Annotated in this window: 7 protein-coding genes and 1 tRNA gene; 7 read left to right on the top strand and 1 reads right to left on the bottom strand. The window is 55.5% G+C overall.

What is annotated here, in order from left to right; genetic code table 11:
• Nucleotides 1-19: 19 nt before the first annotated feature.
• The 4 genes from FRY97_RS04795 to FRY97_RS04780 are packed head-to-tail and all read left to right on the top strand — an operon-like array spanning nucleotide 20 to nucleotide 5,404.
• Nucleotides 20-1,498: a DUF1501 domain-containing protein gene (locus FRY97_RS04795; protein WP_147166297.1), complete on the top strand. Its 1,479-nt coding sequence runs from the start codon at nucleotides 20-22 to the stop codon at nucleotides 1,496-1,498.
• A gap of 11 nt (nucleotides 1,499-1,509) precedes the next feature.
• Entirely contained in the window at nucleotides 1,510-2,523 is a 1,014-nt protein-coding gene (locus tag FRY97_RS04790; protein ID WP_211356811.1) for an NHL repeat-containing protein, read from the top strand.
• Nucleotides 2,520-3,323: a hypothetical protein gene (locus tag FRY97_RS04785; RefSeq protein WP_147166296.1), complete on the top strand. Its 804-nt coding sequence runs from the start codon at nucleotides 2,520-2,522 to the stop codon at nucleotides 3,321-3,323. Before FRY97_RS04790 ends, FRY97_RS04785 begins: the two co-directional genes overlap by 4 nt.
• 11 nt (nucleotides 3,324-3,334) lie before the next feature.
• Complete coding sequence (locus tag FRY97_RS04780) at nucleotides 3,335-5,404, top strand: c-type cytochrome domain-containing protein (protein WP_170254508.1); 2,070 nt, start codon at nucleotides 3,335-3,337, stop codon at nucleotides 5,402-5,404.
• 41 nt (nucleotides 5,405-5,445) lie between these two features.
• Here the strand turns inward: FRY97_RS04780 and FRY97_RS04775 are convergent, their stop codons facing one another.
• Nucleotides 5,446-6,000: an SPOR domain-containing protein gene (locus tag FRY97_RS04775; RefSeq protein WP_147166294.1), complete on the bottom strand. Its 555-nt coding sequence runs from the start codon at nucleotides 5,998-6,000 to the stop codon at nucleotides 5,446-5,448.
• A 169-nt stretch (nucleotides 6,001-6,169) separates the two neighbouring features.
• Here FRY97_RS04775 and FRY97_RS04770 point away from each other — a divergent pair.
• From FRY97_RS04770 to map, 3 genes are all read left to right on the top strand, one after another.
• Nucleotides 6,170-6,244: transfer RNA gene (locus FRY97_RS04770), tRNA-Val, on the top strand.
• A gap of 896 nt (nucleotides 6,245-7,140) precedes the next feature.
• Entirely contained in the window at nucleotides 7,141-9,690 is a 2,550-nt protein-coding gene (locus FRY97_RS04765) for an adenosylcobalamin-dependent ribonucleoside-diphosphate reductase (RefSeq protein WP_147166385.1), read from the top strand.
• An 835-nt stretch (nucleotides 9,691-10,525) separates the two neighbouring features.
• Nucleotides 10,526-11,293 carry a type I methionyl aminopeptidase gene (gene map, locus FRY97_RS04760; RefSeq protein WP_147166293.1) on the top strand — a complete coding sequence of 256 codons (768 nt, stop codon included), beginning with the start codon at nucleotides 10,526-10,528 and terminating at the stop codon, nucleotides 11,291-11,293.
• The last annotated feature ends 1 nt before the right edge of the window (nucleotide 11,294 follow it).

Below are 11,294 nucleotides of genomic sequence, written 5' to 3'. Positions count from 1 at the left end.
CCTTTAAAAAAGTAGGCTTATGAACCCGATGGAAGAACACGCACTGCGCATGAACCGGCGCGCTTTTTTGTCAAAAACAGCAGTAGGTATTGGCACGGCAGCCCTTGGAGGCCTCTTGGGCATGCGGTTTTTCCGGCAGGGAGAGAACGGGCTCGCAGTAGAGGAGATCAACGGGGCACAGGGCATTTTGGAAGCCCTCCACCATCCGGCGAAAGCCCGGCGCGTCATCTATCTCTTCCAGAGCGGCGGCCCATCCCAATTGGAACTGTTCGATTACAAACCACTGCTCAATCAGCGCCGGGGCGAGGACCTGCCCGAGTCGGTCCGGCAAGGGCAGCGCCTGACGGGCATGACGTCTGGCCAAGATAGCTTCCCGCTTGTCGGCTCTCTTTTCCCATTTGCTCAACATGGGCAGAGCGGTGCCTGGGTCAGCAGCCTGCTGCCGTATACCGCCAAAATCGTAGATGAGCTGTGCATCGTGAAATCCATGTACACGGAAGCGATCAATCACGACCCGGCCATTACTTTTTTCCAGACTGGCTCACAGCAGCCCGGCAGGCCGAGCATTGGCTCCTGGCTGAGCTATGGGCTGGGCAGCGACAATGAAAACCTCCCGGCCTTCACCGTACTGCTCTCCCGGGGCACCGGCCGCCCGAACGGGCAGCCTTTGTACTCCCGCCTCTGGGGCAATGGCTTCCTGCACTCGTTGCACCAAGGAGTGCAATTCCGGGCAGCCAAAGACCCCGTGCTCTACCTGAACGATGCGCCGGGCCTTACCCGGGCTGACCGCCGGCGTATGCTAGACCACCTCAGCATGCTCAACCAAAAGCACCAAGAAGAGACTGGCGACCCAGAAGTCCAAAGCCGGATAGCGCAATACGAAATGGCTTACCGGATGCAGACTTCTGTGCCGGAAGTCATGAGCATAGAGGATGAGCCGGATTATATCTACCAGATGTACGGGCCGGACGCAATGACCCCAGGCACTTACGCTGCCAATTGCCTGTTGGCGAGGCGCCTGGCCGAGCGGGGGGTGCGCTTCATACAGCTGTACCACATGGGCTGGGACCAACATGACAACCTGCCCGGGGCCATTGCCCGGCAGGCCAAGGATGTAGACCAGGCTTCTGCCGCTCTCGTCATGGACCTGAAACAGCGTGGTATGCTCGAAGATACGCTGGTCATCTGGGGCGGGGAATTTGGGCGCACCAATTACTCGCAGGGCACTTTGACAGACACCAACTATGGGCGCGACCACCACCCCCGCTGCTTCACGATGTGGATGGCAGGCGGGGGCATAAAGCCCGGGCTGGTGTACGGGGCTACCGATGATTTTGGTTACAACATTACGGAAGACCCTGTGCATGTCCACGATTTCCAGGCTACCCTTTTGCATCAGCTGGGGATCAACCACGAACGGCTGACCTACAAATACCAGGGCCGGCGCTTCCGGCTCACCGATGTAGAGGGGCATGTGGTGAAGGGCCTACTGGCCTAAAACACGCTGACATGAGCAAGATGAAAAGAAGACAGTTTGCCAGGCAAATTGGGCTTGGGGCAGCAGGGGTGTTGGCAGGCAGCTGGTTGAGGCAGCCGGGGCTCCGGATCGGGCATGGCAGTTTCCAATATCAGGTCGACCTGAACTGGGGGGCTTTGCATAAAGGGTTTTACCCGGTCAAGGATGCGCACGAGATGGTGCAGGACAGCCTAGGCCGGCTATTGCTGCTGACCAATCATACCCGGAACAATTTCTTGGTGTACAATAAAGACGGCCGCCTGCTCGAGTCCTGGGGCACTGATTTCCCTGGTGCGCATGGGCTGACGCTCAAAAACGAAGGCGGGGAGGATTTTCTTTACGTCACCGACACGGAGCGGAATGCGGTCTTTAAACTGACCCGGGCAGGCCGGGAGGTGATGCGGCTGGAGTGGCCGCAAGAGTCGGGGCTTTACCATGCCGCTGCTGCCTACAAGCCCACCGAGGTGGCGGTGGCAGATAATGGAGATATTTATGTAGCTGATGGGTATGGGGAGCAGTACATTTTACGGTACGACAGCCAAGGCCGGCTGTTGCAAGCTTTTGGCGGCCGCCCCGGGCTGCAGAATGCCCATGGCGTTGCCATCGATACACGTCAGGAAGTGCCTACTTTATTGGTTACGGCCCGACAGCAGCAGCTGTTGAAGCGGTACACCATGGAAGGGGAGCACCTTGAGGACATCCTTCTCCCCGGTGCTTTCATTTGCAGGCCTGTCGTACACCGCAGTGAGGTATATCTGGCCACGATCTGGTCTGGCGATGGCCGTGCAGGTTCTGGGTTCATCAGCATCTTGGACGCATCTGGGGAAATGGTTTCTGCCCCCGGCGGCATTGCCCCTGTTTATGGTGAAAACGGGCTGGAGCCGATGAGGCAGGCTGTGCGAGTGTTCGTCCACCCTCATGATGTATGCGTAGACGAGGATGACAACCTTTACGTGGCACAGTGGAACGCAGGGGGCACCTACCCCATAAAATTGATACGGGTATGAAAAGCAGAAATTCAATATTGTGCTGCCTTGTTTTGGGCGCAGCCATGCTCAGTGCGCAGCCACCGGCTATAGGGCATGCTCTTTTTCAGCTCTCGCCCCCGGCGGTCAATGCCCCGGAGCCTTTCTTTGAGGATAGCACCATTTTGGAAGTGCTCAGAGGGCAGGAAGGCACCCTATACCGCTACGCTACAGTTGCAGAAGGTTTGGAAAATGCAACTGTTGTTAAAGGGGCTGTCACGGCCCGGGAGTCGGGCACTTTCTATTTTCAAGGCTTCCACCCTGATTTCCAGCCTAGCCCAATAGAAGCAGTTACCATTACGGATGTCGCCCGTGCCCTCACCATCCGGGTTGCGCTCGGGCAGCCCCCTTCTTCTTCGTACAGCGGGAAGGGGGCGCAGGCGCTATCGAACCGAGCTAGGGGCGGGCTGCAGTTCCGTACGACTCCTGATGAATGGCTGGGCTGGGAGGTTGGCACGCTACGGTTGCAGATATATTTTGAAGGAGAAGAGCTGCCGGGCAAGCTTATGCTTGGGGCGCTCGACGACACAGCGGCCTGGATATTCCCCCCTAAGGAGGTATCGGCCTACCAAGGAGGGCGCCTGATAGGGCGATGGAGCAGTAGGCCGGCGGATAAAGGACAGTTGGCTGCACTGCGATTATTGGACATCCCTTTGGCTGGCGCTACAGCTGAGCCTATAGAGCTGGAAGTGCAAGCCGCATATTTGCCAGATTGGCACGACGGGGCAGGCCAGCGCGCTTGGATATTTTTGGACGAAGTCCTCCTTTTTCCTAACGATTAAAAACAATGGTTATGCTTTTTCTGACTGCATTGCCTGACCCTTCCCGTCTTCACCCGCTTATTGTGCACCTGCCCATAGGGCTGATCCTGTTCGTAGGCGTCCTAGAGGTATTGAGGCACCGCAAGCCTGTTTACAAAGAAGCGGTCGGGCTGGCGCTAAGCTTAGCTGCTGCTGGCGCATTGCTGTCCTGTCTTAGCGGGTGGGGGCTTAGCCAAGAGCCCGGCTACGGGGGCGAAGCATTGGAATGGCACCGATGGCTGGGCATTGCCACCGCTGTGGCAATGGCTGGCGGGCTTGCTGCTTGGCAGATAGGCCAGGTATGGTCGGAGCGGCTATATCAGGCACTGCTGGCAACAGCGGTTGTGCTTGTAGGCGCTACGGGGCATTTTGGAGGGGTGATGACCCATGGTGCCGACTTCCTTTTCCCTGGCCCCGCCGGCAAAGGCCCTGGCTTGCAGTACAATTTAACGGAAGCCTCATTTTTTGAGGGTTACATACAGCCGCTGCTCGATCAAAAATGTGTAAGCTGTCATAAGCCATCTAAGAAAAAAGGCGGGCTGGACCTATCGTCATTCAGCGCCATACAAGCTGGCGGCGAATCAGGGGCACTTTGGGGGCAAGGAAAGGAAGATCTGATAATGGCCCGCATCCACCTGCCCCTGCAGGATGAGGCCCACATGCCGCCTGAGGGCAAGCTGCAGTTGGAGGAAAAAGAAATCGCACTGCTGAAATGGTGGGTAGAGGCCGGAGCGTGCAGCAGTTGCACCGCAGCGGAGATGGAGGCGACAGCAGAGGTAAAACCCCATTTGGAAGAGCTGTTGGCCCCAAACCCATATGCCTTCGCAAATGCCCTCCCCGCGCTGAGCGAGGATGCGGCAGCACAGATAGAGGCGCTGGGGTTTCAAGCAGAGCAGGTCGCTGACGGGCTGCCGCTGCTCAGGGTTAGCGCGGCACGGGACAGCAGCTTGGGCGAGCAGCAGCTGGAGGCTTTGTCAGCATGGGGGGAGCATATCATCGGGCTCGATTTGAGCTGGACCCCCTTCCGGGAGCTGGCCGGGCTTAGCCGCTTCCCAAATCTTGAAAAGCTGCAGCTTCAGGGCACGCCCGTCAGCGACGCAGACCTGGCTGGGCTCCCCCCTTTGCCCCGGCTTTCTTCCCTCAACCTATATCAGACCAGAATTACAGATCAGGGGCTGGAAGCATTGTCTAAACAGCCGGGGCTGGAAAAAGTGTATTTATGGTCCACTGCAGTCACTGCAGAAGGGCGCTCAAAGGCACAAGCCCTTGCACCAGATGTCTCATGGGTGTTAGACCCCGCGCGTTCACTGTTCGGCAAGGGCAAGCTCAACCCGCCGGTAGTCCATACCGCTTCCACCCTGTTTACGGAAAGGGCAGTCGCCGTGCTCACTTCTAACCTCAAAGGGGCAGAAGCCTGCATCCAACAGCTTCCAGATACCGCCTGGCGCTGCCTTCCTGTAGGAGACTCGGTGGTACTGCACCGTTCTACCGTGGTACGGGCGCTTTTGCAGAAAGAAGGTTGGGAAAGGAGCGACACGATAGTAGCGAGGTTTGTAAAAGCCGGCGCCACGGTCAAGCAAGCTGTGCTCCTTGATGAGCCAAGCGGGAAATACGGTGCCAACGGTGCCCGTTCGCTCACTGATTTGGTCAAGGGAGGGAACACCTTTACGGATGGCAATTGGCTAGGGTACGAGGGGCAGCACTTCACTACAGTACTGGAGCTCGATGAGGCCACTGAGGTGCATACCCTCACGCTGAGCGCTTTGTCCAACCCCTCAAGCTGGATTTTCTTCCCTTCTGGCGCCAGGGTTTGGTCCTCTATGGACGGGGAGCAGTATACGAAAGCAGGGGAGGTGCGCTGGCCTGCACGCGACATAGAGGTAGCAGGCAGCGAGATGGGGTATTTTGATGTAAAAATAGCGCCCGTGCGCGCCAAGTTCATCAGGCTGGAAGTGCTCAGCCCGCTGAAGAATCCAGATTGGCACCCGGGCCGCGGGGGCAAAAGCTGGATTTTTGTGGATGAGGCCCTTGTCAATACAGATACGGGGCAAAGAAGCCTTTAGCCCCTGCCCCGTAACTGTAGCCCCGCTGATGAGCTTTGAGTTTATTGATTTTTCATGGCCTCTTCAATAGGGATGCGCACCCCATCCTTGTAGGAAGCGATCCATGCATCTTTCACGCCAAGGCTTTGGATTTGAGCTTGGAGCTGTTTGGCAGGCTCGTAGCTGCGGAACCGCCCAAGGACAATTTTTTGGAGGTCTCCTGAGTTTTCCAGCCCCATGCCTTCTTCGTTGGTCTGAAGGGTCTGGTCAATTTTAGGGTCTTGAAATGCGCCGATCTGTACCCGGAACCAAATGCCGTACTTATCGGAAGAAGCCTGCATCTCGCGGGTAGTCGACTCAAGGGCTGCCTGAGTGTTGGCAAGCTGGGCGGAAAGCCGGTTGTTCTCCGACATAGACTCCTGAAGCTTGGCGTTGCGGTCATTGAGCTGGGCCCGCAGGTCAGAGATACGTGCTTGTGCACGTTCTGATTCCTCCTGGCACTGCTGCAGGTCTTGCTTGGCCTGGTTGGCTTGTTGCGTCAGCTCAGCACTGGGCTTGCAGGCCAGAGCAGAGAAGGAAAGGGCAATAGCCCAGAACAGTTGATGCTTGATTTTCATGGTTTGTCGTTTAAGTGGGAGCGTATGGTTTGATAGCATAGTTGGTTGCCGTCACTAAGCTAATCATTCCCTTGGGCACCTGCAAAGATAAATTTTCACCCTGGGCTTTTAGAATAAACCGGAATGTGTATATTTGTGCCCCGGCAATACCAAGCTGGCATTTTTGAACGGGCATTTAGCTCAGTTGGTTTAGAGCGCTGCCTTGACAGGGCAGAGGTCACAGGTTCGAATCCTGTAATGCCCACCTCTGAATTTTAGGGCACCTACCGTTGTTACGGGAAGGTGCCCTTCTGTTTTTCCACACCTCTGTTTGAGTTTTCCACATTTTCAGCAAGGCATTTAACAGCCGCTGCCGGGGCCGTAAGGCTTGGCCTATTGTACCAAAGGCTGTGAGCGCTCTGGGGCAAATTGAGCAGCACTCCGGGCTGAAAATGGGCTGGGATGCCCTAAGGTCAAGCGTTTTACAAGGGGGCAAGCGCTCTAGGCCTCACTTCATTGCTGTCTCTGCGGGGCATTTCACGCTTCTGGTGCAATATCTGCCGGGCGGAGCACCGCTTCAGCCTGGAAGGTTTTCCACAGTCTGTGGAAAAGTATACAAGGGCTAGCCGTGACTTTTTGCCGCAAGGCCGTTACATTTAAGGACAGAAAAACGGAGCACCGCAAAGCTCAGGCTTCATAAACCTGAGGAGCGGGGCAGTAGCTGTAGCGGCTAGCCAAAGTTTTTGATGACAACTTCCATATTCGAGCTCTAGATTTGCTTGCCAGGCATCATAAAACTGCGGTTTGGGGTACTGTGCGTTCAGCTCCTGCTGCCATTCCAAGCGACACATCTATTTATAGTCCGCCAACCCAAGATTTGTGATTTTTGATTTGCTCTTTTTTCATTTCGCTGCGTTCAAAAGCCTCGCCGATACTTAGGCATCGCCTACGTTTTTCGCCTTGCGAGCTGGAAAATAGCTGCGCCATAATTTCACAAATCTTAAGTTGTTGGACTATAGTCAGAGCATTCCACTGGAGAAAACAATTCGCGCCAAACCTGTGCAGGTCATGTTCAGGTAAGCGTTGCCTGTGCGGTTTGTACAGGCCGTAAAAGGATATGTCTAATCCTAATATAACATACTAAGAATGGAAACGTCAGCAATGCCACCGGTTAGCAAAACCGATTATGATCAGACTTACACCTACGAGGAGGCTTTGAAAGCTTCCGTTGAATATTTTGACGGCGACGACCTGGCCGCTAGTGTTTGGGTCAACAAATACGCGCTGAAAGATTCCTATGGGAACATCTATGAGCGCACGCCCGACGACATGCACCGCCGCATTGCGCGGGAAATTGCCCGCGTAGAGGAGAAATACCCTAACCCGTTGTCTGAAGAAGCCGTATACGAAGTGCTGAAAAGTTTCCGCTATATCGTCCCCCAAGGCAGCCCAATGGCAGGTATCGGAAACCCCTTTCAGGTCTCCTCCCTGTCCAATTGCTTTGTGATCGGCAGTGGCGCGGACTCCTACGGGGGGATCGCCAAAGCCGATGAGGAGCAGGTACAGCTCATGAAGCGCCGGGGCGGGGTAGGGCAAGACCTTTCCCACCTGAGGCCGAAAGGCTCGCCGGTCATGAACAGCGCGCTGACTTCTACCGGCATAGTGCCTTTCATGGAGCGCTACTCCAATTCTACCCGAGAGGTAGCACAGGACGGCCGCCGTGGCGCCCTGATGCTGACGGTCTCGAGCAAGCACCCCGACGCAGAGGGCTTCATTGACGCTAAACTCGAACAAGGCAAGGTAACGGGCGCTAATGTATCGGTGCGCATCGACGATGAGTTCATGCGGGCTGCCATTCAAAACAAGCCTTACAAACAGCAGTACCCAATCGATTCCGACAGCCCGGTCTACGAGAAAGAGGTCGACGCAGCAAGGTTGTGGCAGAAAATCATACACAACGCTTGGAAGTCGGCCGAGCCCGGGGTCCTCTTTTGGGATACCATCATCCGGGAGTCGGTCCCCGACTGCTACGCAGATCTGGGCTATCAGACCATATCCACCAACCCTTGTGGCGAAATACCGCTCTGCCCCTACGACAGCTGCCGCCTGTTGGCCATCAACCTGTACAGCTATGTCGACCACCCCTTTACCGCCAAAGCAGCGTTCAATTTTGAGAAATTTGGGCAGCATGTGCAGATGGCACAGCGGATCATGGATGATATCATCGACCTCGAGATCGAAAAGATCGAACGCATTTTGGTGAAAATAGAAAATGACCCGGAGCCTGAAGATATCAAGCAGACCGAGTATGAGCTCTGGAAGAAAATCCGCAAAGCCTGTGTAAACGGCCGCCGGACAGGCGTAGGCATTACTGCCGAAGGCGATATGCTTGCCGCATTAGGCTTGCGCTATGGCTCCGACGAAGGCATTGAGTTCAGTACCAAAGTGCACAAGACACTGGCCATCAACGCTTACCGCTCTTCTGCCGTGATGGCCAAAGAAAGGGGGGCGTTCCCTGTCTACGATTCTGCACGGGAGGCGGAGAACCCGTTCATCAACCGGCTCAGAGAAGCTGACCCCGCCTTGTACGAGGAAATGCTGGCCCACGGCCGCCGCAACATCGCCCTGCTCACCATAGCGCCTACGGGCACCACAAGCCTGATGACGCAGACCGCGAGCGGGATCGAGCCGGCCTTCCTCATCACTTACAAGCGCCGCCGCAAGGTGAACCCCAGCGATAAGGACGCTAAGGTATCTTTCATCGACGAGGTGGGCGACCACTGGGAAGAGTACAACGTTTTCCACCACAAGTTCCTAGACTGGCTGTCTGCCAATGGGCACGATGTAGAGGCCGTACGGCACATGCCCTCCGAAGACCTTCAGCCGCTTATCGAGCAGTCGCCTTACCACAAAGCTACTGCCAATGATGTGGACTGGGTGCAGAAGGTCAAGATGCAAGGGGCCATTCAGAAGTGGGTAGACCACTCCATCAGCGTCACCGTCAATGTGCCAGAAGAGACCACCGAAGACATGGTCAAGAAAATCTACGAAACGGCCTGGGAGTCCGGCTGCAAAGGCTGCACCATTTACCGGGACGGCTCCCGCTCCGGTGTCCTTATTTCCGATAAGGAGAAGAAAAAGGAAGGCACTGCCTTCCGGGAGACCATGTCGCCCAAGCGCCCTGAGCGCCTCGAAGCGGCTGTGGTCCGGTTCAAAAACAATTCCGAAGACTGGATCGCGGTGATCGGGCTATTTGAGAACCGCCCCTACGAGATTTTCACCGGCAAATCTGAAGACATCTTCATCATACCGGGCTATGTGACCGGGGGCTGGGTCATCAAAAACCAGGATGAAGAGGGCAACAACCGCTACGACCTGCAATTCGAGGACAAGCAGGGCTACCGGGTAACGATAGAGGGGCTGTCCCGCTCTTTCGATAAAGAATACTGGAATTACGCCAAGCTTATTTCTGGGGTGCTGCGCCACGGTATGCCCATCCCTTATGTGGTAGACCTTGTAGAAGGGCTCAACGTAGAAGAAGATTACATCAACACCTGGAAGAATGGGGTGGTCCGTGCCTTGAAGCAGTTTGTGCCCGATGGGACCAAGGCTGCGGAGAGCGCCTGCCCGAGCTGTGGGGATCAAGACGGGCTGATCTACAAGGAAGGCTGTCTGATCTGCAAGAGCTGCGGCCATTCCGAGTGCGGATAAAATAAATTTCGTATTCTATTTGAATACCGCCCTGCTGTGCCCAAGAGACAACAGCAGGGCATTTTTTTTCGCCAACCCGATTGTTATGGTTTTTTGGGCCTGCCCCCTCCGTAAGGATAGGGGCCTGCCCCTGCCGCAAGGGTGGGTGCAGCGGGCAGGAGCCGCTATGCTTCGGGGCTCGCTGTCCGCTCGGCCCTGTCGGGCTAAGAGCTAGTTAGGATTTTACTTTTGGAGCGAACGCAGCCAAATTTTGTCCTGATCGAGGCGTGATATATTCAAGAATGGGACAAAGGGCCCCATTCTTGAATCCAATAGCCTTAGCTACGTGACCGAAGAACAACGAAGAGCAGGACAAAATTCGGCAAGAGCAGCCCGAAGTGTAAAATCCTAACTAGCTCTTACACCCCTTCGCAGCGCTAGGCCGATGCCAGGCTAAGCCTCTGCGCCCCATTGGCAAGGCTTTAAGCGCTATGTGTTTGTAGCCTGCTGGGGAGCCGGGGCCACAGTGTGTTAGTTGGCAATGGCAATGACCTTCAAACGGATGCTTAGCTTGGCACGTTTGAGCGGGGTGGGGGGACTACCCATTTGCTAAAGACAAATGGGCTTCTAGTTGCACAGCAACTTGCCTACTGCCTCCTAAGAAGTTAGACGTCTTACAGTCGCTCCACCCGTGTACTCGCAAGCCCCTTACGAGGTTTCAATGTCTCATACTGACCGTGCAGATATACAATATTTGTCGCTTGCATCCCAAAGGCTAAAGGCATGTGGGTTTTACGCTCCTTTTATAAAGCCCCTTTTTCCTAACTTCGCGACTTCACCCAAAAGACGACCCCGTATGTACGTGGCTACCCTGGAAGACCTCGAAGGCATGAAACGCGCTGGCGAAGCAGTGGCTCAAACCCTTCGTCAGATGCAAGCCTTTGCACAGCCTGGCATGAGCACGCTCGAACTGGACGAGTACGGCCGCAGGCTCCTCGAGGGCTTTGGCGCGGATCCAGCCCCGTCCAGGGATTACGGATTTCCGGGTTGTGCCTGCATCTGCGTCAACGAAGAAGCCTGCCATGGCATCCCTACCGCTGAGAAGATCCTTAAAGAAGGAGATTTGGTCAATATTGACGTCTCTGCTGCGGTTGATGGCTATTACGGTGACAACGGGGGCTCTTTCATTTTAGGTAAAGACCTGCAAAACCTAGGGGGGCTGGTACAGGCTTCGATGGATATCCTCCGGCTGGCCATCCCAAGGGCTAAGCACGGGGTACGCATTGCAGACCTGGGCGCCTATATCGAGCAGGAAGCAAAGAAACGGGGGCTCAGGGTCATCCGCAACCTCTGTGGGCACGGCATTGGGCGCTCCCTGCACGAAAGCCCAGAAGAAGTACCCTGTTTTCGGGATGTTTACAACACAGATGTGCTTCAGGCTGGCACAGCGATCGCCTTAGAGACCTTTATTTCTACCCAAAGCGAATACGTTTATGAGCTGGAAGATGGGTGGACTATGGTAGGGGAAGATGGCGGTTTCATTGCGCAGCATGAGCATACCCTCCTCATTACGGAAGATTTTCCTGTGGTGCTCACCCGCAACAACGGTATACCTTATCAATGAT

It is taken from the genome of Phaeodactylibacter luteus (assembly GCF_007993045.1).
In the GTDB taxonomy this organism is placed as follows: Bacteria; Bacteroidota; Bacteroidia; order Chitinophagales; family Saprospiraceae; genus Phaeodactylibacter; species Phaeodactylibacter luteus.
This window is presented reverse-complemented; position numbering and strand designations above follow the sequence as displayed.

Coding starts and splice junctions, on each gene's coding strand:
- FRY97_RS04795 (WP_147166297.1), top strand. CDS start 20: ATGAACCCGATGGAAGAACACGCACTGCGCATGAACCGGCGCGCTTTT.
- FRY97_RS04790 (WP_211356811.1), top strand. CDS start 1,510: ATGAGCAAGATGAAAAGAAGACAGTTTGCCAGGCAAATTGGGCTTGGG.
- FRY97_RS04785 (WP_147166296.1), top strand. CDS start 2,520: ATGAAAAGCAGAAATTCAATATTGTGCTGCCTTGTTTTGGGCGCAGCC.
- FRY97_RS04780 (WP_170254508.1), top strand. CDS start 3,335: ATGCTTTTTCTGACTGCATTGCCTGACCCTTCCCGTCTTCACCCGCTT.
- FRY97_RS04775 (WP_147166294.1), bottom strand. CDS start 6,000: ATGAAAATCAAGCATCAACTGTTCTGGGCTATTGCCCTTTCCTTCTCT.
- FRY97_RS04765 (WP_147166385.1), top strand. CDS start 7,141: ATGCCACCGGTTAGCAAAACCGATTATGATCAGACTTACACCTACGAG.
- map (WP_147166293.1), top strand. CDS start 10,526: ATGTACGTGGCTACCCTGGAAGACCTCGAAGGCATGAAACGCGCTGGC.